This is a genomic window from Mucilaginibacter sp. 5C4 (genome assembly GCF_034345625.1).
Lineage (GTDB): Bacteria > Bacteroidota > Bacteroidia > Sphingobacteriales > Sphingobacteriaceae > Mucilaginibacter > Mucilaginibacter aurantiaciroseus.
In genome coordinates, this window is the sequence record NZ_CP133775.1 from 3,930,768 (window position 1) to 3,955,423 (window position 24,656).

22 protein-coding genes are annotated in these 24,656 nt (G+C 43.8%); 14 read left to right on the forward strand and 8 right to left on the reverse strand.

Annotated elements, in window-relative coordinates; all coding sequences use genetic code 11:
• Positions 1 to 131: 131 nt before the first annotated feature.
• Positions 132 to 1,025: a UbiA family prenyltransferase gene (locus RHM67_RS18435; protein ID WP_322228662.1), complete on the forward strand. Its 894-nt coding sequence runs from the start codon at positions 132 to 134 to the stop codon at positions 1,023 to 1,025.
• On the forward strand, positions 1,006 to 1,638 hold the full coding sequence (locus RHM67_RS18440) for a class I SAM-dependent methyltransferase (protein ID WP_322228664.1): 633 nt from the start codon (positions 1,006 to 1,008) through the stop codon (positions 1,636 to 1,638). The genes RHM67_RS18435 and RHM67_RS18440 overlap by 20 nt, the downstream gene beginning before the upstream one ends.
• A 100-nt stretch (positions 1,639 to 1,738) precedes the next feature.
• Here RHM67_RS18440 and RHM67_RS18445 read toward each other — a convergent pair whose 3' ends face one another.
• Genes RHM67_RS18445 through RHM67_RS18455 form a run of 3 tightly spaced genes read right to left on the reverse strand, consistent with a single transcriptional unit; the run spans position 1,739 to position 5,978 of the window.
• A complete protein-coding gene (locus tag RHM67_RS18445; RefSeq protein WP_322228666.1) occupies positions 1,739 to 2,425 on the reverse strand; it encodes a response regulator transcription factor in 687 nt (228 codons plus the stop codon).
• Between the two features lie 13 nt (positions 2,426 to 2,438).
• Positions 2,439 to 4,082, reverse strand: coding sequence for a HAMP domain-containing sensor histidine kinase (locus RHM67_RS18450; protein ID WP_322228668.1), 1,644 nt, complete (start codon positions 4,080 to 4,082; stop codon positions 2,439 to 2,441).
• Positions 4,083 to 4,088: 6 nt separating this feature from the next.
• A complete protein-coding gene (locus RHM67_RS18455) occupies positions 4,089 to 5,978 on the reverse strand; it encodes an alpha/beta hydrolase family protein (RefSeq protein WP_322228669.1) in 1,890 nt (629 codons plus the stop codon).
• 103 nt (positions 5,979 to 6,081) lie between these two features.
• Here RHM67_RS18455 and RHM67_RS18460 point away from each other — a divergent pair, with 103 nt between their 5' ends.
• The 7 genes from RHM67_RS18460 to RHM67_RS18490 all read left to right on the forward strand — a co-directional run bounded on the left by RHM67_RS18460 (position 6,082) and on the right by RHM67_RS18490 (position 16,749).
• Positions 6,082 to 7,926: a tetratricopeptide repeat protein gene (locus tag RHM67_RS18460; protein WP_322228670.1), complete on the forward strand. Its 1,845-nt coding sequence runs from the start codon at positions 6,082 to 6,084 to the stop codon at positions 7,924 to 7,926.
• Between the two features lie 221 nt (positions 7,927 to 8,147).
• Positions 8,148 to 8,450: a DUF4286 family protein gene (locus RHM67_RS18465; RefSeq protein WP_322228671.1), complete on the forward strand. Its 303-nt coding sequence runs from the start codon at positions 8,148 to 8,150 to the stop codon at positions 8,448 to 8,450.
• Positions 8,451 to 8,452: 2 nt separating this feature from the next.
• Positions 8,453 to 9,010: a dTDP-4-dehydrorhamnose 3,5-epimerase gene (gene rfbC, locus RHM67_RS18470; RefSeq protein WP_322228673.1), complete on the forward strand. Its 558-nt coding sequence runs from the start codon at positions 8,453 to 8,455 to the stop codon at positions 9,008 to 9,010.
• Positions 9,011 to 9,280: 270 nt separating this feature from the next.
• Entirely contained in the window at positions 9,281 to 10,117 is an 837-nt protein-coding gene (locus tag RHM67_RS18475) for a M57 family metalloprotease (protein WP_322228674.1), read from the forward strand.
• Between the two features lie 79 nt (positions 10,118 to 10,196).
• A complete protein-coding gene (locus tag RHM67_RS18480; protein WP_322228675.1) occupies positions 10,197 to 13,004 on the forward strand; it encodes a S8 family peptidase in 2,808 nt (935 codons plus the stop codon).
• Between the two features lie 108 nt (positions 13,005 to 13,112).
• Positions 13,113 to 15,938: an outer membrane beta-barrel protein gene (locus RHM67_RS18485; protein ID WP_322228676.1), complete on the forward strand. Its 2,826-nt coding sequence runs from the start codon at positions 13,113 to 13,115 to the stop codon at positions 15,936 to 15,938.
• A 34-nt stretch (positions 15,939 to 15,972) separates the two neighbouring features.
• Positions 15,973 to 16,749 (forward strand): GLPGLI family protein, encoded by a 777-nt coding sequence (locus tag RHM67_RS18490; protein WP_322228677.1) that lies wholly within the window; start codon positions 15,973 to 15,975, stop codon positions 16,747 to 16,749.
• 55 nt (positions 16,750 to 16,804) lie between these two features.
• Here RHM67_RS18490 and RHM67_RS18495 read toward each other — a convergent pair whose 3' ends face one another.
• The 4 genes from RHM67_RS18495 to RHM67_RS18510 form a co-directional block, all read right to left on the reverse strand.
• Positions 16,805 to 17,674, reverse strand: a complete 870-nt coding sequence (locus RHM67_RS18495) for a sugar phosphate isomerase/epimerase (RefSeq protein WP_322228678.1) — start codon at positions 17,672 to 17,674, stop codon at positions 16,805 to 16,807.
• Between the two features lie 634 nt (positions 17,675 to 18,308).
• On the reverse strand, positions 18,309 to 19,499 hold the full coding sequence (locus RHM67_RS18500; RefSeq protein ID WP_322228679.1) for a Gfo/Idh/MocA family oxidoreductase: 1,191 nt from the start codon (positions 19,497 to 19,499) through the stop codon (positions 18,309 to 18,311).
• 299 nt (positions 19,500 to 19,798) lie between these two features.
• Positions 19,799 to 19,930 carry a hypothetical protein gene (locus tag RHM67_RS18505; RefSeq protein WP_322228681.1) on the reverse strand — a complete coding sequence of 44 codons (132 nt, stop codon included), beginning with the start codon at positions 19,928 to 19,930 and terminating at the stop codon, positions 19,799 to 19,801.
• Positions 19,931 to 19,970: 40 nt separating this feature from the next.
• Entirely contained in the window at positions 19,971 to 20,315 is a 345-nt protein-coding gene (locus tag RHM67_RS18510; protein WP_322228683.1) for a hypothetical protein, read from the reverse strand.
• Between the two features lie 87 nt (positions 20,316 to 20,402).
• On the opposite strand from RHM67_RS18510, the gene RHM67_RS18515 reads away from it, so the two are divergent.
• The 3 genes from RHM67_RS18515 to RHM67_RS18525 all read left to right on the forward strand — a co-directional run bounded on the left by RHM67_RS18515 (position 20,403) and on the right by RHM67_RS18525 (position 21,779).
• A complete protein-coding gene (locus RHM67_RS18515) occupies positions 20,403 to 20,588 on the forward strand; it encodes a hypothetical protein (protein ID WP_322228684.1) in 186 nt (61 codons plus the stop codon).
• 452 nt (positions 20,589 to 21,040) lie between these two features.
• On the forward strand, positions 21,041 to 21,316 hold the full coding sequence (locus tag RHM67_RS18520; RefSeq protein ID WP_322228685.1) for a helix-turn-helix transcriptional regulator: 276 nt from the start codon (positions 21,041 to 21,043) through the stop codon (positions 21,314 to 21,316).
• Positions 21,309 to 21,779, forward strand: coding sequence for a hypothetical protein (locus tag RHM67_RS18525; RefSeq protein WP_322228687.1), 471 nt, complete (start codon positions 21,309 to 21,311; stop codon positions 21,777 to 21,779). The genes RHM67_RS18520 and RHM67_RS18525 overlap by 8 nt, the downstream gene beginning before the upstream one ends.
• On the opposite strand, the gene RHM67_RS18530 is transcribed toward RHM67_RS18525, so the two are convergent.
• Positions 21,769 to 22,008 (reverse strand): hypothetical protein, encoded by a 240-nt coding sequence (locus RHM67_RS18530; RefSeq protein ID WP_322228688.1) that lies wholly within the window; start codon positions 22,006 to 22,008, stop codon positions 21,769 to 21,771. The two genes, RHM67_RS18525 and RHM67_RS18530, sit on opposite strands and share 11 nt — an antisense overlap.
• Before the next feature lie 106 nt (positions 22,009 to 22,114).
• On the opposite strand from RHM67_RS18530, the gene RHM67_RS18535 reads away from it, so the two are divergent.
• Positions 22,115 to 22,444 (forward strand): nucleotide pyrophosphohydrolase, encoded by a 330-nt coding sequence (locus RHM67_RS18535; protein WP_322228689.1) that lies wholly within the window; start codon positions 22,115 to 22,117, stop codon positions 22,442 to 22,444.
• On the forward strand, positions 22,441 to 24,639 hold the full coding sequence (locus tag RHM67_RS18540) for a DNA/RNA helicase domain-containing protein (protein WP_322228690.1): 2,199 nt from the start codon (positions 22,441 to 22,443) through the stop codon (positions 24,637 to 24,639). Before RHM67_RS18535 ends, RHM67_RS18540 begins: the two co-directional genes overlap by 4 nt.
• Positions 24,640 to 24,656: the final 17 nt, after the last annotated feature.

Consider the following 24,656-nt stretch of genomic DNA (forward strand, 5'->3'; position numbering starts at 1 on the left):
GCGCAGGATCTCACATCGTGGGCCCTGCGTTGATTTGCCTAAGTACGCAGGGTCTCTTTCAGAAGACTCTACGAGGACGTTTTAAATAATTGTTCCTTTTTAACCTGCATTGCCGTATTTTAGCAAAACCGATGAAAAAAGCCTTCCAAAGCGCGTTTGATTTTTTGCTATTCAGTAACATCTTCATGTCGTTGTGCGCGGTGGCGCAGGCTTTGGTTACGTTTCATCTTATCGATTCCAAACCGGTTTATGCCATATTAGCGCTGCTATTCACTTCCACCCTCGGCATCTATAACTTTAGCATTTTATTAAGCAAACCAAAGCACCCCGAGCGGTCGCCATACAAGCGTGTACGCTGGTTTTTTGCGCATTACAGGTTGATGATAACGTTCACCATCATCTCGCTACTATCACTTATTCCGCTGTTCTTTTTACTGTCGATGGAATCGCGGATCCTGCTGGTGTTTTCAGCTATATTAGCTTTCAGCTATAGTTTGCCCCTGTTTACCGTGGGTGAGCAAAAGTTTGGCCTACGCAATATCCCCGGGCTAAAAACCTTTTTAATAAGCCTGGTTTGGACATTAAGCTCGGTACTATTACCAGTGTTGGAAGCAAAAGACCTGCACATGGCAGATATAACTACAAGGGATATCACCATTATGATGGCGAAGCGCTTCCTGCTGATATTTGCTTTGGCTATCCCCTTCGACATCCGCGACCTTTTCAGCGACCGCCAGGCAGGTCTTAAAACCATCCCTGTTGCCTGGGGCGAAAAAAACGCGTACCTGTTTTGCCAGTTTCTGCTGGCCGGTTATATTGTACTGCTTTTCTTATTCAGGAATAATGGCTTCAATGTTGATTTTTTCGCGCTTACTACTACAGCTGTTTTAATGGGTTGGCTTATTTTCAAATCTAAACGGGAGAAGAATGAGTATTACTATTTTTTCTACATGGATGGCGTACTGATCCTACAGTATGTGATCTTAATAGGTTTTAGTTTGATGTATGGACACTATGCCGGCTAATTACGATAACTCGGCAAGTTTTTATGACCGCTTGTCGCGGTTGTTTTTTGGTAAAGCTTTGATAAACGCCCAAGTTTACCTGTTACCACACATCCCGCAAAATTCAACGATCCTCATTGTTGGCGGCGGTACCGGCTGGATATTGGAAGAGATTAGCAAAATACATCCCTCCGGCTTAAGCATTACTTATGTGGAGATTTCGGCCAATATGATGGCTTTATCGCGTAAGCGAAATATTGGCGGCAATAATGTTATTTATATTAACCAGGCCGTAGAACAAGCCCATCTTGTACAGGACTTTGATGTGGTTATTACCCCCTTCCTGTTCGATAATTTTACGGAAGCAAACCTGCTTCTAATTTTTACTCACATCCATCAAACCCTAAAACCCGGCGGGCTTTGGCTTAATACCGATTTCCAGCTAACGGGCAAATGGTGGCAATACGCCATGCTGAAAAGCATGCTGTTATTCTTTAAAATACTCTGCGGGGTAGAATCCTGGCACTTGCCGGATGTGGCGAGGGAGTTTAATGCGACTGGCTATAAGGTGTTGGAAGAAAAAAACTTTTTCGGGGATTTTGTGGTGACGAAAGTTTGTAAAAAACTTATTTAAACCTGTCATCGCGAGCGATAGCGTGGCAATCTCATCATATCCGCTTGTCCTCTAAGATTGCCACGTCGCTATGCTCCTACAGCAATGACATAGTGAAATATTAATAAACAAACTTATACCCTATACCCCTTACCGTTTGCAGGTAGGTTGGCGAATCGGGGTTGTTCTCTATCTTTTTGCGAAGGCGCACAATGTGCATATCAAGTGTACGGGTGTTAACATCGGCGTTGTAGCCCCACACTTCCATCATCAGTTCTTCGCGGTTTATTACCTTATTTTTGCTTTTTAAGAAATACAGCAGGATGCGATTCTCTAAAATGGTCAGCTCTGTTTTACGGCCATCGCGAATAAGCAAATGGGTGTTTGGCAGGTGCTCCATATTGCCAAACTTGTGAGATTCGGCTTTCTCATTATTCAGCGAGAATTTGATCTTACTGTCTATCATAGCCACCAAAACATCCATATTAAATGGCTTGGTAATGTAATCGCTTACGCCAAAGTTATAGGCGCCTATCTTGTCGATATCTTGTGCCTTAGCCGTCATCATGATGATCAGCTTATCAAAACCTTTTTCGCGCAGGCTGGCGCATACCTCGCTGCCCTGTTTGCCGGGAAGCATCCAGTCAAGCAAAACAATATCGGGTTGCTCGGCAACTATCATAGCTTCGGCTTCTTCGCCGTTACCGCTTTCTAAAACTTTATATCCTTCGCTTTGCAGGCGTTCAGATACTAAAAACCTAAGGTTCTCATCATCTTCAACCAGCGCTATTTTAATTTCTTTATTCATTTTTAATGATTGTCTAATTGTCTAACGGTAACGTTACTATAAACGCCGAACCCACATTAAGTTTGCTTGTAACGTCAATTTCTCCGTTCATAAAGTTAACCAGTTCTTTGCAAAAAGCAAGCCCCAGGCCAACACTCCCGTTTTGGTTGTATTGGTTCTCTATCCGGTAAAATTTTTTAAATACATCGCCCTGTTCATAACGGGCCATGCCAATGCCTTTGTCAGTGAATGACAATACAATATTGCGCTTTTCGGGCTTAATATTTATAAATAATTCCTTTTTGCCGGGGTGCGAATATTTGTAGGCATTCTCCATTAAATTCTGGAATACGCTACCCAGTAACACAGGGTCGCTGTGGAACTTTGTTACACCTTCAATATTAAACTCCAGCTTAAAATCGGGGTATTTTATTTTAAAGGTTTCGATGTATCCTTGTACAAAATCTTTAAGGACAATTTCCTCGCGCTTAACGGTTATCGATTTATTCTCCAATTGCGTAAACGACAGTAGCTTGTTCATCAGCTCGTTCAGCTTATCCGCTTCCTCATCCAATATCTTACCGTAATGCCTGCGCTGGCGCTCGCTCAGTTCGGCATCGCCCTTAAGGTTAGATCCCGCGATCTTGATCACGCTAACCGGCGTCTTAAACTCGTGTGTAAAGTTGTTGATGAAATCGTACTGGAGCTTAAACACTTTTAAGTTGACATTTAAGTTTCGATAGATCAACCAGCTTATCAGTACCAAAAAGAAATAGATGAGCAGTACAATGGCCCCTATTGGCAAAAAGCGACGGTCAATCTCGCGGCTAAGGTGTTCATCCGTTGATATAAAGTACAGCTTAAAGTTGGAGAACGCGCCTGTAAGCGCAGCCTCCGTTACTTTGCGGCCTTCTTCCACATCAAGTGGGTCGTACACCACGGGTTGTATGGTAACCTGCTGGTACAGTTCCGGGTGGGTGTTTTTTACTTTTAACTGGTGCGCATCCAGCAAAAAGGTCATCATGTTTTGTTTGTAAAATGCCTTGATGTTCTCGTTCTTCAATAACGATTTATAGATGCGGATATCCTCGCGTCGGGGGATGTTCAGGTAACTGATCTTATCGGGCGTTACATTATAAAACGTACGGAAGATCTCGTCCTGCGTAGGCAACCTCGAGGTATCGGCCACGCTGATAAACTCACTCAGCTTTAAAGCCATCTGCCTAAAGTCGTCGGTATTGGACCATGCCATATCTTTAACCCCCCTTACTTTGCCCCGTTTGGGCTTGTATTGATAGATGGCTTTTACCGATATCCCCGCGTTATTACTAAATTTCGTTTTTGATGTGGGGTTACCAATCTGCATATCGTAAAACAAAACACGGCGCACAAACGGGTAGCTTTTAAACACCGTAGCCGAATAATTTGCCGCGGATGACGAATCTAAAAAGCCCTGGTAAGACGTTATCTCTGGGATTTTTATCTGGAAGAAATCATAGTAAGGTTTGATAGTTTGGTCGAGCACCTCTATTTTTTTGGAGGCAAACTCGTTCTCTACATACTTGGCGGTAAGGTTATAGGAAATGATGACCGCTATAACAAGGCTCACGGTTATCAGCACCAGGAAAGCGGTTATCAGCGAAAAATTTTTGCGATATATATTTTTCTGCCCTTTCATAACAGGTTAGGGTTTAACCTGCATGTTGGTGTTCAGGAATGTCTCTATTTCGGCATACATCTCCATACGGTTATGCTCGCTTTTAAAGTAGGCACGTTCATTTTCCTTTAAGCGGTAAATTACCGGCACGTTACGTTTATTCAGCTCGCGCACAAACTGGTTAAGCTCGCTGATGTTGGCCCTCGGGTCTTTTGCCCCCTGGAATATTAATAGCGGACTTTTGATCTTATCGGTATGAAAGACCGGCGATATAGCCCTTAGTTGCTCGGCGTCCGTTTCGGGGTTGCCAACCATTTCGTAGGTCATTTTTAAGAAGGGCTTAAAAAATGGCGGCGCATCTTTTAAATAGGTAAAAAAGTTGATCAACCCGTATTTTACAATAGCACAATTATATAGTTCCGGGTGGAAGGATACGCCATACAAGGCCGAGAACCCGCCAAAACTACCACCAAATATGGCTATCTTTTTAGGATTAGCAATTTTATTCGCAATTAGCCATTTTACGCCGTCGGTAATATCCTGCTGTATTTTGCCGCCTACCTGCTTAAAGCCCGCGGTACGGAAAGCCTTACCATACCCTGCCGAGCCCCTAAAGTTTACCTGGAAAACCGCGTAACCACGGTTAGCCAAAAACTGCACCTCAGCATTATAATCCCACGAGTTACGGCCCCAGATCCCGTCATGTGGCATCACCACCACCGGCAGGTTCTTACGTTCTTTCCCTTTGGGGATAGTTAGGTAACCGTTGATCATAAGGCCATCGCTTGCCTTAAATGATATGGGTTGCATATCCGATAACTCGGCCGAGTTTATCTCCGGGTTAATGTCCGCCAGCTTGGTTAGCTTATTCAAATTACGTTCGTATAAAAAGTACGATCCCGGGTTTTTATCGTTAGAACCCGATATAATAAATTTATTCTCTGCGCTATCGCGGTCAACTATGTCTAACTGGTTGCCTTTGATCTTATTAGACAGATCGGTGTAAATCTTTTCAATACCCTTATCTAAAAAATATTTTTGGGATTTAGCTTCCTCCCATGATACCAGCTCGATGCGGCGTTTGATCTTGGAATAACCAACATCCAAAATATCAGCCTTATCGCTGGCGTAGATCACTTTATTCTCTTTACCGGTTTTGGCGTTGATCTCAACCAAGGCTGTTTTATCGCGGTTAACGTTTGATAACGCGTAAAAATTATCGCTGTCGCCGGTAAAGGCAATGGGCTCCACCCTATCATTAAAGTTACTTTTGATGATAGATTTAAACGACGCGTTGACGTCCGCGCGGTAAAGGATGCTCTCGTTCACCCCGTCAGATACTTTTACCAAACGGATGTTACCATTCGGGTCCGGGTACCATTTGGTGATGTTGCCGGGGTTAAGCAGGTATGGTTTTAGTTCGCCGGTTTTAACGTTAAGGCGGTACACATCAAAGTTGACCGGGTCGCGCTTATTCATAGCCACGGTGATAACATCGGGCTGCTGGCGGTTGCGGTTAAGGATGCGAATGCGGGCCTTATCAAGGTTTAAAAGATTCTTAAATTTAAGCGTAGCCACATCCAGCGTGTAGATCCTGAACTCATCTACCGCGATGATATCCTGCGTAAATACGATCTGATTATTGTACGTCCAGGTGTAATCGCGTACCGAGTAATCGGTAAAGGTGGTAGCCATTTGTTCGGTGCCATCTGCTAAAGACCGGATGTATATATTTTGTTTATCTTTATAAGGCTTTAAATAGGAGATGTATTTACCATCAGGCGAGATCTTGAAAAAGCTTTTTTCGGGGGTCTTAAAAAAATCATTAACAGGGATCTGCCTTACGTTGTTTTGTTTACAGGCGCAGGCAAATAGTAGTACGGTAACAAATAATAATGATCTTAAACGACCCAGCATTTGGTTTATCCTAATTGTAAAGAGTGGTCAAATTAGTTATTTTAGTTAACCTTTATACAAATGTCACTACAATTTTACCCGCTTTTTACGTTACATAACCTATATGCCGGCCCTGCTAAACTATAAAGAAATAATGAAGCGACTGTATGTACTAATGCTATTACTATTTATTGGCAGCACAAAGCTTTTTGCCCAAAATAACGACCCGCTATTGGCCCGCCAGTATACAGCGAATGGCGAGCAGCAAAAAGCGCTTGATATATACCAGAAGCTGTTTAAACAGGACGGCGAAACTTACTTTCAGCAATATTTTAATACGCTGTTGAACTTTAAGAAATATGACGATGCCGAAACCATCGCCAAAAAAATGCTGCGTAAATATCCCGGTAATAATGAGTACACTATTGCGCTGGGTTCGGCTTATACGCAACAGGGTAATACCGCTAAAGCGGATGCCTTGTACAACGACCTGATCAAAAACCTGCCTACCGATCAAAATGCCATTGCGGGCATCGCTTCCCAGTTTTACCAGAGCGCCAATGCAGATTATGCCATCAAGATCTTCCTGCAAGGCCGCAAACTTCTCCATAACGAATCTGCTTTTGCATTTGAGCTGATCACCCTTTACCGTTACAAACGCGATAAAGAAGAACTGACCAAAGAATACCTCAACTTTTTGCCAACCAACCCGGTATTCATCAGCCAGGCCGAAAGCACCCTGGCCGGCGTTTACGAAGGTCCCGAGGATTACGAAATGCTGAAAGTGGCCTTGCTAAAACGCATCCAGAAAGACCCGCAGCAGATTATTTACCCTAACCTGCTTACCTGGCAATACCTGCATCAAAAAGAGTATGATATGGCGCTTAACCAGTCGCTGGCTTTAAGCCGCCGCCAAAACGATGATGGTTCGGCAATATTTGAGTTATGCCGCACGCTGGTAGCTAACGAGGCCTACGATGCCGCCATCCGTGGTTACGAGTACATTATTGGTAAAGGCGGCGATAAGGGCAATCAAAACTACATCCAGGCCAAAGTAGAACTCATCAATACTAAAAACCTAAAAGTAACATCGGGTAAATACGTACAGGCAGATCTGGTAAGCCTGGAGAAAGATTACATCAGCCTTTTGGACGAGGTTGGCCGCAACCACAGTACCGTTTTCGCGATGGAAAAGCTGGCGAACCTACAGGCCTTTAAACTGCATAAATTAAAAGATGCGCAGGCACTATTGGAGAGTGCCATTGCCATACAAGGCGTTAGGCCCGCGCTTATAGCCGCTTGTAAACTTGATCTTGGGGATGTTTACCTGCTTAACAACCAACCCTGGGATGCTACTTTATTATATAGCCAGGTAGAAAAAGATAACCCCAACAGCAACATCGCCCAGGAAGCCCTGTTGCGCAACGCCAAAATGGCCTACTACACCGGCGACTTTAACTGGGCACGCCGCCAGCTGGATATTTTAAAAGCCGCGACTACACAACTGATCGCTAACGACGCGCTTAATTTATCCTTATTAATATCTGATAACCTGCATGCCGATAGTAGCGGCAATGCCCTAAAGATCTACTCACGTGCCGACCTGCTGATATTTGCCGAACAGCCCGAAAAAGCGGTGATCACCCTGGATAGCATCGACAAAAAATATCCGGGCAATGCTTTAGAGGCCGATATATTGATGGCAAAAGCCCGCATCCTGATCCAGCAGAAGGATTTTACCAATGCCGTTATCGTTTTAAAAACCATCGCCGAAAAACACACCGACGACCTTTGGGCCGATGATGCCGTGTACATGCTTGGCGATATTTACGAAACCAAATTGAACGATGCCAACATTGCCAAAACCTACTACCAAAAAATAATTACCGACTATCCCGCCAGCCTTTGGATAAACGATGCACGCAAACGGTTCAGGTTGCTGAGGGGCGATAAGAATGATGCGAGTTAATAGTGATTAGAGGCTGGTGATTGGCGATTAGTTAAAAAAGTATGTCATTTCGATGCGATAGTGAGGAGAACCGACCGAAGGGAGCTCATCGCAGATAAATCTTGTTAGATATGCACAGCCGCTTGCAGAGTTCGCTTATCTGATCTAACAAGATTTCTCGCTATCGCACCGAAATGACATAGGGTAATTGTAATCCCAAACCCAAATTGTAGCTTTGCAGCATGATCGTATATAATGACACCGTAATTTTAGATGATACCGTTGAGCAGGAATGGCTGGACTGGATGAAGAACGTACACATCCCGTTGGTAATGTCTACCGGTTACTTTAGCTCGTACCGTTTGTTAACCATTGTAGATTCGCCTAACGATGGCATCACTTACTGTGTACAGTTTAACGCGGATACTATTGAGCAGTTCCAGGAATATTACACCAAGCATTTGTTTAAGCATCAGGATTTACACCAGGCGCAGTTTAACGAGCGTTTTGTATTGTTCAATACTTTAATGAAAACGGTAGACTAACCATGGGCTTTACCGAAACCATCATACCCGGCGTATTCCTGTTCGAGCCAAAAGTATTTAGCGACGACCGTGGCTACTTTTATGAAAGCTACAGCAAACGTGCTTTCACAGAGGCGGGTATCGATGCAGATTTCGTGCAGGATAATCAATCCTTATCCCAAAAAAACACCATCCGCGGTTTGCACGCGCAGGCACCGCCGTATGCCCAGGGCAAACTGGTACGGGTGCTGCAAGGCGCCGTGTTAGATGTTGCGGTTGATGCCCGCGAGGGCTCGCCCACTTACGGCAGGCATGTGGCGGTAGAGCTTAGTGCCGATAATAAATTACAGCTATGGGTCCCTCCCGGCTGTGTGCATGGTTTTTTAACCCTGCAGGATAATACCCTATTTGTTTACAAGGTTAGCGGCGGCCTGTACAACAAAGAATCGGAGATCGGCCTGGCCTGGAACGACCCCGAACTGGCCATTGGCTGGGGCATTGCCGAAAAGGATGCCCTGCTATCGGCAAAAGACCAGGAACAACCCGCTTTCGCTACTTTCGACAGCCCGTTTACTTATTAAAATTTACCGCAAAAACCTCCATTAGCCGTCAATACTACATTTCTTAATAATTAACTCAATTAATTTAGGGTTAATTGGCGCCTGCTGCTGCCTTAATATTGACTATTAAACTGCCTCACAGCAATAGTGTTTATTTTTCAAGGAAAAAAAATAATTATTTGTTAACTCAAATGAAACTTTGTTATATTGCTTTCGTATACAATACATAGCTGGCCGGCTACACTGCGTCTATAATTAAAACTTATCAAACACTAAACAACTTTCAAACACATGAAAACAAGATTATTATTCAAAACCGGCGTTATCGCTGCGTTTGGCGCAACCGTTTTATTTGCCTGTACAAAAGACAACAAATCTACTAAAGAAGTAACCGCTGTTTCAAAAACAGAGGTATCTGCTGCCGTATTAAAAAATATTAACGACCTTGGTTTTAGTACAGACCAGGTACGTAAAGTGAATAATGGCTACCTGGTAGAGGGCGACATTTTATTGACCGAATCCAACCTGACCGAGGCAAGCACCAGCCCGAATGTTCGTATTGCAGAAACTGAGCAGTACCGAACAACCAATGTGGTAAAAAACCTGCCGCGTACGGTTACGGTATCAATATCTAACCTGCCAACGGTGTATGGTACGGCTACACAAAATGCAATTGCACGTTACAACGCGCTTAACTTAACCCTAAAATTCCAGTTTGTAAGCAGCGGCGGCCAAATCCAGATCATTGGGTTTAACCAAGGCCCAAGCGGGGGGTACATCACTTTAGGCTCATCAGGCTTCCCAACAAGTTCTGGCAACCCATATAACGAGATCCAGATGAATACCAATGCAGCGGCTTACGGCAGTAACCCGGATGTTAATTACTTAACCTCTGTTTTACAGCACGAAATGGGCCATTGCATTGGTTTCCGCCATACCGATTATTACAACCGCGCTTACAGCTGTGGTGGTACCGCGGTTAATGAGGGCGCATCAAACATTGGCGCAGTACGTATCCCGGGCACACCATCTACTGCTGATGCTGCTTCCTGGATGCTTGCCTGCTCTAACGGCGGCGACCGCACCTTTAACGCGAATGATAAAATAGCGCTTAACTATTTGTACTAAGCCATATCGCTTTTGAGATCAACTAAATAGTGTTACTTTAAGGGGGAGTTTTACCGGCTCCCCCTTGTTTTGTATAAATATGATAAGAAAGACCGCCTGCCTTTTTCTTTTTATTGCCAGCTTCAACATATCATATGCCCAAAAAACACTCAGCGATCAATCGGTAACGCAGATGTATGCCTCGCCTAAGGTGGAAACACTTAAAACCGACAACCTACATTACTATCTTATTAAAGTAAACCAGCCATCCCAGCTTAAAAACTTAAACCTTTTAAAAAGGGTATCGTATAATTACTACATCGCTTCATCGCGAAGCAACATCACCCCAACCGAAAATATCATCAGCGCTGTACCATCAAACGCTTTATGGAAGGCCGACGATAACCTGGCGCGTTTAAACGCCAGCCATCCCAATACCACTAAAGTGGTTAACCTGGTGCTTAAAAAGCATAGCACAGCCACACTTGCCGCAATCACAAAATACGGCACCATTGTTTCCACTAATGGGAACATCATTAACCTGAAAATAAAACTAAACCAACTGCCGGCGCTGTTACAGCAGCCGGATATTGCCTTTGCCGGGCTGGACAGGAAACCCCACCCCGAGCTGGTTATTGACGACCTTGACCTTGGCGCGAACAATATATCGGCAGTGGCCGATAATTTTACAGATCTAACCGGCAGCGACATTAACGTAAGCGTTAAAGAGGAACGCTATGATGAGGATGACCTGGACCTGCTTGGCCGTTCGTTCACCTCCATTACCCCTGCCGAAAACAATTCCGGCCATGCTACCATTATGGCTACGCTGATAGGCGGCAACGGCAATTCATTTATAAAAGGTAAAGGTGCTGCCCCGGCGGCAAAATTCACCTCGTCAGATTTCGCCAGGCTTTTGCCCGATACCATTACCGCTTTTAAAACCTTTAACATCAAACTGCAAAACCACTCGTACGGTACGGGCATCGAAAATTATTACGGCATCGAGGCCGAAGCTTACGACAGACAGGTTTACGGCAACGATGATATTGTCCACGTATTCTCATCCGGCAATATCGGCACAACCGCGCCTGCTACGGGCGTATATAGCGGCATAGCCAATATGGCTAACCTGTCCGGAACTTTTAAGCAGGCCAAAAACGTGCTGGTTGTGGGTGGTACAGGCCGCACAGCTATACCCGAAGCATTAAGCTCTGCAGGGCCGGCCTACGATGGCCGTATAAAGCCCGAATTGGTGGCCGATGGAGAAGACGGCACATCGGGCGCGGCGGCGCTTACATCGGGCGCTGTGGCCTTATTACAGCAAGCCTACAAAAAGCAAAACAACGCGCTGCCATCATCAGCATTAATAAAAGCCATATTAATAAACAGTGCCGATGATATTGGCACAGCCGCGGTAGATTATAAAACGGGATACGGTAAATTAAACGCGTTGGAGGCTGTCCGTACCATAGCCGACGCTCGTTTTAAAACAGGCACCGTTGCCAATAAAGCGCAAACCAGTTACCAGGTAATTGTACCCGCTAATTGTAACGCACTAAAAATTTCTTTGGCATGGAATGATGCGCCGGCGCAGCTTAACGCGCCCTATGCTTTAATAAATGATCTGGACCTGTCGGTTACTACGCCGACAGGCGCTACCCTGCTACCATGGATGCTAAGCACCTACCCGCTTATCGATTCGTTATTAAGCCCGGCTAAAAGGCAACGCGATACGTTAAACAACACCGAGCAGGTAACCTTGCAAAACCCTCCCGCGGGGGTTTACACTATCAATATAAAGGGCAGCAGGGTAACACAAGGGCCGCAGGCTTTTTACATCGCCTATCAAAGCAAACTCAATAACCAGTTTGAGTGGACGGCCCCATCAGGCAAGAATGAGTTTTTGGCGAATGAAGATAACTACCTGCGCTGGCAAAGCACTTTTAGCAACACTACAGGCAACTTAAGTGTGAGTTACGATCATGGGGCTACCTGGCAGATGCTGGCGAACGGGATCTCGCTAAGTGCCAATACCTATGAATGGGCTACGCCCGATAAATTTACGCAGGCGATGTTAAAAATGCACATTGGTACGCAAGATTATATTAGTAAAAAGTTTACCATATCCCAACCCTTAACTATGCAGGTGGGCTATAACTGCACCAGCGGCACTTTACTGCATTGGAACCCGCAACCCGGCGCAACAGGATATGTGATCTATACCATCAAAGATAACCTCCTGCAAAAACTGACCACATCTACCGATACCTCTATTGTTATCCCTGCGGATGTGCAATCTTCCAAATACTTTGCGGTGAGTGCACAAGGCGATGGTTTTGAGTGTGTAAAAAGCTTCACCATTGATTTTACCACCCAGGGTGTGGGCTGCTATATCCGTACGCTATTGGCAGAGGTTAAGGATAACAAAACCATCGGGCTGAGTTTGCAGGTAGGCAGTACCCTCAATTTAAAAACCATCACGTGGGAAAAGTTGACGGGCACAAACCAATACACCGCCTTCGGCACTAGCAATGTTGTTAATGGCGTGTTAGCTTATCAATTTACCGATGCTTCACCCAAAAAAGGCATCAACTATTACCGCGCAAAGCTTACTACTGTAGATGGTACCAACGTTAATTCAGACCTGGCAAGCGCCATACTTTTACAAAGCAACCAGTTTACCTTGTACCCAAACCCGGTGAACGCCCAACTCACTATTTTAAGCGGCGAGGCTAACGATTATGAATTAAAGCTTTATGATGCCATGGGGAAGCTGAGCCTTACAAAAACCTTTAACGGGTTACAAAACACAGTCCCCATCAATGTATATCCGGGTGTTTATACAAGCGTCATCACCCAAAAGGGGGAAATAATTTACAGTACAAAAATTGTGAAGGCACCGTAACAATTATGTTACTGATATGCGATAAACGCAGATTTAACACTTTTTAACAACAAAGGCCTTTCTATTACTAAGGTTTTAGTTATATCTTAGTAGTTCATTAAACCTGTTATGAAATTCACAATTACGGCGCTCGTGTTATGCTGCGTGTGCTCCCTATCTGCGCTTGCGCAAACCAACTATTTGGTAAAAGGCGTATCTGTTGATAGCATTGCTCATGTAAAATTGGCCAATACTTCCATCAGCGTATTAAACGCTAAAGACTCTACACTTCGTAAATTTACAAGGGCTTCGTCCACTGGGTCGTTCAGTTTAACAAACCTTAACAAAGGCAAGTTCATCCTGCTGGTAACCTACCCCGGGTATGCCGACTATGTAGAAAACTTTACGCTTGATTCTGCCAAAACCACTTTTAACGTTGGCAGCATCGCCATGAACCTTAAATCGAGGTTATTGAACGAGGTGCTGATAAAAGGCACCATTGCCGCCATTAAGATCAAGGGTGATACGACCGAATTTAACGCGAAGGCTTACACCATTCAGCCAAATTCCAAGGTAGAAGACCTGCTGAAACAGCTACCCGGCATACAGGTTGATAAGGATGGCAAGATAACCGCCCAAGGCCAAACCGTACAAAAAGTATTGGTAGATGGCGAAGAGTTTTTTGGCGATGACCCCACCCTGGTTACCAAAAACATCCGTGGCGATATGGTAGATAAAGTACAACTTTACGACAAGAAAAGCGACCAGGCTACCTTTACGGGGATTGACGACGGGCAGAAAACCAAAACCATTAACATCAAGCTAAAAGAAGATAAAAAGAACGGCTACTTTGGTAAGGTGGATGCCGGTATTGGTACCGACGGTTATTACCAGGCGCAAGGCCTTTACAATAAATTTAAGGGCAAAAAGAAGTTTAGCGTTTACGGTGTTGGTGCCAACACCGGTAAAATAGGCCTTAGCTGGCAGGACAATAACAAGTTGGGTACCAGTGACGGGATGCAATTTAGCGATGACGGCGGTATGTATTTTAGCAGCGGTGGCAACGATGAGCTGGATTCGTTTGATGGCCGCTACAACAACCAGGGTATCCCTAAGGCATACACAGGTGGTGTGCACTACGATGATAAATGGAAAAACGACAAATACGCGCTAAACACCAATTACAAAGCAGGCTCGTTAGAGGTTGATGGTACCCGCAACAACAAATCACAACAAAACTTACCGGAAAACCCTGCCGACCCAACAGCTAACCGGGTGATAAAAACAGCATCTGACAATACCTTCAACAATAGCATTTTCAGGCAAAAGCTGGATGCAACTTATTCGGTTAAGCTGGATACCACATCAAACCTAAAGATCTCTATGGATGCTACGCTTAAAAATAGCGATACCCACACCAGGGATACCTCTACCAGCAGGCGCGAGAACGAAACACTGCTGAATACCAACCGAAAACGGATAGATAACAGCGTTGATCAGCAATTATATAATGCCTCTGTCTTCTACAATAAAAAATTTAAGAAACCGGGCCGTACCATTTCATTAAACGTAACAGCAGGCCGTACCGAAAACAAGGCAAACGGTTTCCTGAGATCGGAGATTGATTACTTTGACCTTACCAGCGCTCCAACTACGCAGGAGATCATCGATCAGCGTAAAACGGATAATACTAAAACATCCAGATTAAATACCAATTTAACGTACACCGAGCCTATCACCAAAGCTTTGGCGGTAGTGTTTAATTATGGTTTCGGTTTAAATAACAGCGATGCGGATAGAAAATCCTTCGATAGATCGGCAGGCGGCGAGTATGATCTTTTAAATACATCGTTAAGTAACCACTACATATTTAACCAAACATCAAACCAGGGAGGCATCAACTTCAATTACAAAAAAGGCAAAAGCACCCTGCGTTTTGGCACACGCGTTACCAATGTAGATTATAAGCAGGAGAACGAGATCACCAATACATCTATAGGCCGTAATTTTACCAACTGGGCGCCACAGGCAAACTACTCGTACAAGTTTTCTACCTACAGCAATTTAAACCTGGGCTATTATGGTAGCCAAACCCAGCCAACAATAGATCAGTTACAACCCGTTTTAGTGAATACAGATCCGTTGAACATTACCATTGGTAACCCTAACTTAAAACCATCATTCACCAATAGCTTTTATGGCTATTACAACATGTACAAGGTATTAAGCGACCAATCGGTATGGTTAAACGGTAACTATAGCTTTACCACAAACCCCATCGTTAACAACGTAACTACCGATAAAACCTTAGGTAAAAGTACCACCCAGGCGGTTAACCTGCCGGGCCAAAAACCCTACAACTTTAGTTTTGACCTGCAAATGAGCCGCAAACTTGGTTTTGCCGGCATAAGCTTAAACGCCAGGTTAAATACGAATGGTAACACCTACTTTAGTATGCAGGATAACGCGCTGAATAAAACCAAATCAAACACCTATGGTGGTACTTTAGGCCTGTCGAAAAATAAAGAGAAAAAGTACTCGATATATTTAAGCGGTGGCCCTACTTACACCGTTGCGCAATCGTCACTTAACCAGGACGTGAACAACAACGGCCGTGGTTTTAGTGCCAATTACTGGGTACAGGTTTACCTGCCATGGAAGATAGAAGTGAGCAGCGATGGCCAGTACCAGTACACTGCGGCAACGCAATCCTTCGCTACCGATTTCCGCCAGACCATCATCAACGCACGTTTGAGCAAGGCGTTCCTGAAAGGCGATGGTTTAAAACTAACCCTAAGCGGTAACGACTTACTGAACCAAAACGCGGGCTTTACCCGTAGCGCATCAAGCACCTACATTACCGAGAACCGTTACACCACCATCCGCAGGTATTACATGGTATCGTTAAGCTGGGATTTTAGCGGCATGGGCGGCGGTACACCGGCAAAAAAATAAGTTAAGGGAACTATAACACAGAAAATATATAGCAATGAAAAAGCACCTATTACTACTACTAACCTGCCTCATTAGCGGCAGCGCTTTATTTGCACAGAACGCGCATTTCACCACATCGGGCACTATCGAGTTCGAGAAAAGGGTGAACATGTACGGTGTAATAAAAGCCGTAATTAACAAGGATAACGAAAGCTGGTACGCCCCCGCCTTCGAGCAGTACAAAAAAAGCAACCCGCAGTTTAAGGTGCTGAAAAGCACGCTTACCTTTGGCAGCAACAAAACGCTTTACGCCCCCGTTGCAGACAACGCCACGGCATCAAACAGCTGGTTTAGCGATATGCCCCTGGCACAGCAAATAAACACCACGTATACCGACCTCAACACCAACCTGAGCGCCACCAACAAAAAGATATTCGAGGAAACGTTTCTGGTAAAGGATACCGCCCGCAAGATTAACTGGAAGATCACCGATGAAACCCGCGAGATTGCCGGCTACATGTGCCGCCGCGCCAACGCCATCGTGATGGATTCCATTTACGTGGTAGCTTTTTACAGCGATGAGATCCCCCTATCGGGCGGACCCGAATCGTTCAGCGGTTTGCCGGGGATGATATTGGGCCTTGCCCTGCCGCATGAGAACGTTACCTGGTTTGCCACCAAAGTTACCGACGTGCCCGTTGCCGAAACCAGCCTGCGTGCCCCTGTAAAAGGCAAGGTAACTACCTCCGCCGCCCTCAAAACCACCCTCACCAAAGCCATGGAAGGTTGGGGCGAATACGGTAAACGCTTCTTTAAAATATATTTATTGTAGGGATTCAGGCAGTAAGAGACAAGACAAAATAAAAATCCTCTCCTTTGGAGAGGATTTAGGTGAGGCGTAACCCCTTCAAATACCCCATATTCTTCCGCGCGCTTTGCAGCGGGGTTTCGTGGTAGAAGCGGCTTTGCTCTACAAAAAAGTATTGCATGCCGGTATCCTGCCCGGTGGTAATAAACTTTTTAAAGTTGATGATCCCCTCGCCCATGTCACAGGCAGATTCCTCTTTGCTATCCGCAGGGAGGCGCTTCTTCAGCACATCGCGCAGGTGGGCGAGTTTAAAGCGGCCCTTATGGTTGCGCATGTAGGCGTATGGGTCGGCGCCCTCTGTTACGGTGTAGTACACATCCATCTCAAAATCTACCAGTGCCTTATCCGTACCGGCCAGCAGTACATCAATAGGCAGTTGCCCGTCTACCGGTTTGTAGGGGTAATCGTGCGGGTGGTAGCCGAAGCGCAGGCCATGCTTTTTGCAAATAGCGCCACGCTTGTTAAAATCATCGGCAAAGGTTTTAAACGCGTTGATGGTTTTTTGCGGGCCAAGCCAGGGGCATATGAGGTACTTCATACCTATCTCGGCACCCTGCGCGGCAAGCTTGTCAAACTCCTCTAAAGTGCAGGGGTTGTAGTGGGTACTCACCAGGTTAAGGCCATAGCCGCCGGCAATCTTTTTAAACTCCGTGTTGGTTTTGCCCCAAAAAATACCCTTGTCGCTGCCGTAGCTTTCTATTTGGGTGTAACCCATGGCGCCCAGTTGTTTAAGCGTGCCTATAGGGTCGCGCTCCATATCTTCTTTTACCATGTAAAGCTGAATACCACGGGCAGGTTTTGTGCGCCCGATTAGCGGTGCCCCCATCGCAGACGAGGCCGACAGTGCCGCCAGCATCCCGCTGCTGTATATAAAGTTTCTTCTGTTCATATTGATTATTGGTTCTCCCGATAGCTATCGGGATGTTCATTAGTTTATTGTCCTTATTCAAAATCCGTCATTGCTGAGCGATAGCGTGGCAATCTCTTTACTTTACAGAGCCGCCTATTAGTTCTTCGTTAGGTGCGGTAGCGAGTTTCCATCAGCCTGTGGATGTTCATTTTCTTTGCCTTAGCCGCAAAGAAAACGAACCAAAAGAAAAGGCCAAGTCAAAGCGACGCTTCCGCCCGCCCTGCCGGTTCTTAACGCTTTCTCCCGCATGCGCGAGTTCGAAAGCTAAACCGTCATTCCCGCCATACTCCCGGCCCGCCCGCTTTGACGTTTGGGCCAACGCTTTTCAAAACCCTCCCTTACAGCAATAACACGCGGTGAATGGTTGTTAAAGACGCGATACCCGCCATGCAAGCCCTTTGCGTTAGGGATTGCAGTGGAAAGCCCACAGCGTGTGGGGGCCTGTGTGACCGGGCAGGCGAGGACTTGCAACGGAAAGCCCGGCCCGCAGGGAACGCCATAATTGGTGAATGGTTCTTGTATGCGGTAAACGATATATAACTACTAACCATTTAACTACCCTCCACTCACCAATTACAACCACCCACCACTTAACTACTCCCCACTCACCAAACTACACATCCCTCACCACTACCTCCCCGCTTGTTTTATCTTTCAATATCAGTTTGCGCTCGCCGTGGGGCAATATTTCTTCTTTTATTAAATAGTATTGGTCGTTAAAACTGGCAAAGTCTGTTGCTATTTGGGTGTTGGTGCTGCCGCGCCAATCGTCGATCTTCACGGGTTCCCAGGCGCCGGTTTTGGCCGATGCGTAGGCCGCGTCGATAATGGCATTAACGATGTAGCCGTCGTAAAATGTTTCGGCCGGGGGGCGGTTTTGGTCAATGGCGTCAAACATATCGGTAAACATGTGGTTGTAGCCCAGCTCGTTCACCTCGTCGCCCACGGGGAAGAGCCAGCCGCTGCTGCTCTCGGCCTTTTCGGCAACGTAGCCGCCGCCGCCCTTGCCGGTGCTAAACATATCAAACCCGGTGCGCATAAAGTTGTTGATCCAGATGGTGCCCTCGGTGCCCATTACCTCGTCGCGAAGGTCCATACCGCCGCGGAAGCACCAGCTTACCTCAAACTGCCCAATGGCGCCGTTGGCGTACTTTACCATGCCAATGGCGTTGTCTTCGGCATCAATAGGGTGTACCTGCGTGGCCGCCCAACACATCACCTCCACCGGGCGAATGTGCTTACCGATATAGTTCCGGGCTATTTCGATACAGTGGCAGCCCAAGTCTACAATGGCGCCGCCGCCACTTTGCTCCTTATCCCAAAACCAGTTGCTGTGGGGGCCGGGGTGCGCCTCGCGGCTTTTGGCCCACAGTATGCGGCCCAGCGCGCCCGCCTTTACGCTGGCCAGGCTTTTATTAAACTTGGGGGTGTAACACAAATCTTCCAGGTAGCCGCCCATTACGCCCGCCTGCTCTACCATATCCAGCATTTGTTTGGCCTCGGCAGCTGTTCGACCAAGCGGTTTGGTACACAGCACGTGCTTACCCGCTTTGGCGCAGGCGGCAACGGCGGCAAGGTGCAAATCGTTTGGGAGCGAGATCACCACCACATCCACCTCGGGGTTGTTCACCACCTCGTGCATGTTGTCGCTGTATACAGGCAGCTTATAGTCGGTAGCAAATTGTTTGGCCTTATCTATATTACGGCTGTACACGGCATGCAGCGCATCCAGCCTGCGGTGCCCTATCAGCGAATCGGCATAGAAACGCGCTATAAAGCCCGAGCCAAGCATAGCAATTTTCATAACGGTAAAATTTATTGTTTTAGGATTATACCGATGAAGATAGGGTTACATGTGCAGATATGCAAATGTGCGGATGTGCAGATGTGCAGATATGTTTTAGATGGGAAGATATGCGGATGTGCAGATGGGAAGATAGGTAGTAGATGTGTAGTTGGCCAGGCACTAATGAACAAGTGAACCGGTGAACCACAAGAAAATGTGCTGCAGTGCTACGTACGGATGCCGCAGCCCCGCTATCTGTACAAGCTTTGCCACTAACGCGCAGGCCAACGCAGCAAAGGCTTTCCCGCCTATCGGGTTTAGGGATGAGGAGGTTGTACTACTATGTTTATTATATTGAGCCTGTCGAAGATGTTCATGGTAAGCCTGTAGAACCACTCGTCGCCCACATAGGTCTTCGACAAGCTCAGACTGACAGATTGGTTTGTCATGGTGAGCCTGTCGAACCACACTCTAACCCCGCCCGGTCATTTAAAAATTAAATGCCTGCATTGCTTTACTACACAGGCTGGATGCTTTGGGGATGCTTTTTACATAATACCCGGTAGCCAGCACTTCGGTGCAATATTCGTCTACAGCCTTTTTAAACTCGGCTAAGTTAACGTAGGTAAGTGGTTGGTCGTTGTTATCCACGGCCTCAAACAAGTAACTACATTGAGGTATAAACGAACCATTTTCTTCGTAAATGGTAGCCTCTAACAGGGCTGTGTTTTCGCCCTGTACAGCTCCCTTATCCTTTGTTACCCTCAATTTAAAAGGCTGTGTATTGCCTTCTAAAACCGCCCGCTCATCTGCTATTGCTCCCCTGCTTATCATACTATCAAAATTAATTACTACAAATTTATACTAAAAATATTAGCAATTACAATGCCTGTTACCTAATTTTGAAAAAAAGAAATGCACATGGATGAGATAAAGGAAATAAGCGCGCAACGCCTCGAAATGCTTTTAGAAGCCATGGAAATGCTGCATGATCTACGCGGCCACATGGCTATGTTCCGCAACCAGCGGTACAACAAATTAAGGAGCCGGGTAACCCTGCATACCAGCCAAACTGAAGTGGTAAAAATGGACGACGAGCAAATTTAACCCTGGCAAAGGGCGTAAGAAAAGTGTACGTGGTGATAGCGGATAACCACATATTTAATCTATCAAATTATTAATCTGTAGACATCTACCGCGAAAAAGAAGATGCCGAACGTATTTGCAAACTAAAGCAGGAGAAAGCAAAAGACGATGCACGATTGATGTGGAACGTAAACAAACCCATCCCGCAATATAAGGTACATGGCTTTTATTTAATGCACGAGGCGTTGTTTGGTGGTAAATGACTTTTGCGCCCGTTAGTATGCCGTAGTTTAGAAACCCAAACTCCATCTTTCCAACCTGTCATTCGAATGAAGTACGAGGATAATTCTTATTAGAGAGATAGTTGATAAACCTAACTATAGTAATACCTTGTCTTAAATCAATATTTTTCTTAATCGCAATGATACATATTGTATGTTGATCGCTGCATACAATATGTATACTATTGTTTTGTGATCAATAAGTTTTTGTTAAAGGAATTTGGTGACCGCCTAAAAGCATTAAGAGCCAAGAAAAACATTAGCCAAGAATCTCTTGCGAATTTAACCGGCTTCCACCGTACTTATATAGGTATGATTGAAAGAGGGGAACGCAATATCTCATTGATTAACATTGCTGTGTTTGCCAAGATATTTGAAATATCGATTTCAGAATTATTGGATTTAAGTCAGGTAAACCGTTCTCATTCTTATAAGAATTATGAGAGTAAATCTGATTTCGATGTCTAGAGCGCACTCCTTTGTTATTACCATTTCCAATAATCTTACCGAAAAAGAAGGTATTAATTATTTGATTGAAAACCACACCGGTTTTTTCAAAATTGATAGGGCGTTTAAGAAGGAATTGCTTGATGCATTGGATTTAAGTCACAAGTTTCTCCAGGCTTTTGACATGATTTATATCCCGGAGTATGTCGGAAAACATATTACAGATGGATTCATTGTGGCCAATTTGGAAAACATCGTTCTTATCGAATTAAAAACGACGAAAAAATATTTGCCGCAAAACCCAAAGGGATTTTTCTTTGGCGCTACAGAAAATGAATTTAAGTTTGGCGAGGCCCTTGGCCCGAAATTCCGATTTTGCTTTGTATGTCTTAATGAAAAATCACCATCCTTTTCGTTAATGACTATCCAAGAACTTGAGGACATAATTAGAAATAGACGTATACAGTTTCAAATTAACTTATAATCTCCTCTATTTTCCAATTGCAAATATTATATTCAATTACAAATTCTTCCTTTGTGTAACCATTTGCTGAACTAAAGAGAAAAGCATCTCCCATACTAAACAGATAAATTAGCGATTTGCGAATGTAAATTGCTTTAGTTGAATTCATAATCCCTACTCCATTGGAAATTTGCAATCCGTTAGGATATACATATTCTAACTCATCAATCAACCGTTTTGTAGAAATCATCTCAAGTAAATTAACGCTAAACCTACATAAATAAGCACAGAACAAATACTCTATTAATTCGATGTAGATGATATTTCCTATTTTTCCAATAACTTAGTACACGTTTATGAATGAGTTAAAAGATTTACAGAAAAAACTTATCGATTTTAGGGATAAGCGTGATTGGAATCAATTTCATAATGCTAAAGATTTAGCATTGGCTCTCTCCATCGAGGTGGCTGAGTTAAACGAATTATTCCTTTGGAAAAAATCAGAAGAGGCTAATGTCGAAAAAATTAAAGATGAACTTGCTGATGTATTTGGATATGCACTACTTCTTGCAGAGAAATACAATTTTGACATCGTTGAAATTGTTAATAACAAAATAACTAAAAACAATGAGAAATATCCGGTAGATAAGGCAAAGGGCAATGCTAAAAAATACACCGAATTATGATTCCAGCAGCTTCATTTGAAATAAAAAGATACGATTTCACACCAAATTTATTCAACGATTTTCAAAACGCCCACTTCGCTAAAGACTTATGGCCAATAGTTTACATTTTAAGTGACGGCGTGGTCAAGGAAGCATATGTAGGCGAAACTACAGATACTTTCGCGAGAATGGCTTCGCATTTGAAAAGCAATAACAAAAGCGTTCTTTCTACAGTACATTTGATAAGTAGCGAAAAGTTCAACAAATCTGCAACGCTAGATATTGAATCAAATCTTATAAAGTATATTTCTGGTGATGGCGAGTACAAATTACTTAATGGAAACATTGGTTTAGCTAATCATAACTATTATCAAAAAAAAGAAGTCTACTGGGATATTTTCAAATCTGTCTGGAATAAGTTAAGAACCGAGGGTATAACAAAACACTCAATTGAGTATATTAATAATTCTGACTTATTTAAATATTCCCCTTACAAGACATTAAGTATTGAACAAAAAGAAGGGTTGATGACAATTATCACGGCCCTACTAAACGACAGCTTTAAAAATATTATTGTTGAAGGAGGAGCCGGGACAGGAAAAACAATACTAGCAATATTCTTATTCAAACTTATCCATTCAAAATTGGAGGATTTTAATTATAAAGAATTTGGCGATGATGAGAGTCAATTCACTAACGCTATAATTGAATTAAAAAGAAGGTTTCCAAATCCTAAAATAGCTCTTGTAGTTCCTATGGCATCATTTAGAGATACTTTAAAAAAGGTATTTAAAAACATTAAGGGTCTAAGCGCCAATATGGTAATTGGGCCAGCAGATTTAAAGGATAATCATTTTGATATACTTGTTGTTGATGAGTCCCATAGGTTGAGAAGAAGAGTAAATTTAGGCGCTTATTTCCACGCTTTTGATGTAGCATGCGAAAAATTGGGTTTTGATAGGAATGCATGCAGTGAGTTGGATTGGATAACTAAACAATCAAACAAAGCAATATTATTTTACGATGAGGGGCAATCTATTAAGCCGTCTGATGCAAAAAAAGAGGACTTCGACAAGCTTAAGTTCTCATCATCAACTAAGGTAAAGTTTCTAAAGTCTCAATTTCGCGTAAAAGGTGGAAATGGGTATGTAAGACACATTGATAATCTTTTAAAATGCTCAATTGATTTGGGAAAGGAAGTATATCATCCAAAGAACTATGAATTTACTCTTTTTGATTCTATCGAAACGATGGTGAAAGAAATAAAATTGAGAAATGAAGAAAGCGGATTATCACGATTAATTGCCGGGTTCTCCTGGCCATGGATTTCGAAAACTGACAAAACACTATATGACATTGAAATAGACGGATATAAGTTGCAATGGAATAGTGTAGCGATAGATTTTATAAATTCAGCTAATGCTATAAATGAGGTTGGATGTATCCACACAACTCAAGGTTATGATCTTAATTACTCCGGGATAATATTTGGAAATGAAATTAGTTATGATAAAATAAAAAAAGAAATAGTGATTTTGAAAGAAAACTATTTTGATAAAAACGGGAAACAATCCATTAGCGATCCTTCTGAATTAAAAAATTTTATCCTAAACATTTACAAGACTATAATGCTTCGAGCTATCAAAGGCACTTACGTATATGTTTGTGATAAAAATTTACGAGAATACTTTTCGAAGCACATGGAACTTGCTGCTACAAACAGAAAAGCAACTTTCTTGAACTCGTCTAATGTAATACCGTTCGTAAATTCAATTCCACTCGTTAGTTTAAAAGCGGCAGCCGGCGGATTTAGCGAATTGCAAATGGCTAGTGACAACGTTGAAGATTTCGATTGGGTGGAAATACCTTCACGATACAAACCATCTAAAGACTTGTTTGCTTGTCAAGTTGTTGGCGAGTCCATGAATAAAGTAATACCAAATGGTGCTTTATGTTTATTTAGAAAAGATGGCGGCGGCTCCAGAAATGGAAAGATTGTTTTAGTTGCATCTACCAACATTCAAGATAAAGATTTTGGCTCTAATTATACTGTTAAAGAATATTTAAGTTCAAAAAGTATTAACAATGACCAATGGCATCATCAATCTATAATTTTGAAGCCGCTTTCATATGATCCTAAATTTGAAAATATAGTAATTCCAGAAGATGACCTTATTGATTTCAAAGTACTTGGAATTTTCGAGTGTGTTTTATAAATATTCTACATTGACTG

Excerpts from the sequence above, each read along its gene's own strand:
- RHM67_RS18435 (WP_322228662.1), top strand. The coding sequence starts at position 132 with ATGAAAAAAGCCTTCCAAAGCGCGTTTGATTTTTTGCTATTCAGTAAC.
- RHM67_RS18440 (WP_322228664.1), top strand. The coding sequence starts at position 1,006 with ATGGACACTATGCCGGCTAATTACGATAACTCGGCAAGTTTTTATGAC.
- RHM67_RS18445 (WP_322228666.1), bottom strand. The coding sequence starts at position 2,425 with ATGAATAAAGAAATTAAAATAGCGCTGGTTGAAGATGATGAGAACCTT.
- RHM67_RS18450 (WP_322228668.1), bottom strand. The coding sequence starts at position 4,082 with ATGAAAGGGCAGAAAAATATATATCGCAAAAATTTTTCGCTGATAACC.
- RHM67_RS18455 (WP_322228669.1), bottom strand. The coding sequence starts at position 5,978 with ATGCTGGGTCGTTTAAGATCATTATTATTTGTTACCGTACTACTATTT.
- RHM67_RS18460 (WP_322228670.1), top strand. The coding sequence starts at position 6,082 with ATGCCGGCCCTGCTAAACTATAAAGAAATAATGAAGCGACTGTATGTA.
- RHM67_RS18465 (WP_322228671.1), top strand. The coding sequence starts at position 8,148 with ATGATCGTATATAATGACACCGTAATTTTAGATGATACCGTTGAGCAG.
- rfbC (WP_322228673.1), top strand. The coding sequence starts at position 8,453 with ATGGGCTTTACCGAAACCATCATACCCGGCGTATTCCTGTTCGAGCCA.
- RHM67_RS18475 (WP_322228674.1), top strand. The coding sequence starts at position 9,281 with ATGAAAACAAGATTATTATTCAAAACCGGCGTTATCGCTGCGTTTGGC.
- RHM67_RS18480 (WP_322228675.1), top strand. The coding sequence starts at position 10,197 with ATGATAAGAAAGACCGCCTGCCTTTTTCTTTTTATTGCCAGCTTCAAC.
- RHM67_RS18485 (WP_322228676.1), top strand. The coding sequence starts at position 13,113 with ATGAAATTCACAATTACGGCGCTCGTGTTATGCTGCGTGTGCTCCCTA.
- RHM67_RS18490 (WP_322228677.1), top strand. The coding sequence starts at position 15,973 with ATGAAAAAGCACCTATTACTACTACTAACCTGCCTCATTAGCGGCAGC.
- RHM67_RS18495 (WP_322228678.1), bottom strand. The coding sequence starts at position 17,674 with ATGAACAGAAGAAACTTTATATACAGCAGCGGGATGCTGGCGGCACTG.
- RHM67_RS18500 (WP_322228679.1), bottom strand. The coding sequence starts at position 19,499 with ATGAAAATTGCTATGCTTGGCTCGGGCTTTATAGCGCGTTTCTATGCC.
- RHM67_RS18505 (WP_322228681.1), bottom strand. The coding sequence starts at position 19,930 with ATGACAAACCAATCTGTCAGTCTGAGCTTGTCGAAGACCTATGTGGGC.
- RHM67_RS18510 (WP_322228683.1), bottom strand. The coding sequence starts at position 20,315 with ATGATAAGCAGGGGAGCAATAGCAGATGAGCGGGCGGTTTTAGAAGGC.
- RHM67_RS18515 (WP_322228684.1), top strand. The coding sequence starts at position 20,403 with ATGGATGAGATAAAGGAAATAAGCGCGCAACGCCTCGAAATGCTTTTA.
- RHM67_RS18525 (WP_322228687.1), top strand. The coding sequence starts at position 21,309 with ATGTCTAGAGCGCACTCCTTTGTTATTACCATTTCCAATAATCTTACC.
- RHM67_RS18530 (WP_322228688.1), bottom strand. The coding sequence starts at position 22,008 with ATGATTTCTACAAAACGGTTGATTGATGAGTTAGAATATGTATATCCT.
- RHM67_RS18535 (WP_322228689.1), top strand. The coding sequence starts at position 22,115 with ATGAATGAGTTAAAAGATTTACAGAAAAAACTTATCGATTTTAGGGAT.
- RHM67_RS18540 (WP_322228690.1), top strand. The coding sequence starts at position 22,441 with ATGATTCCAGCAGCTTCATTTGAAATAAAAAGATACGATTTCACACCA.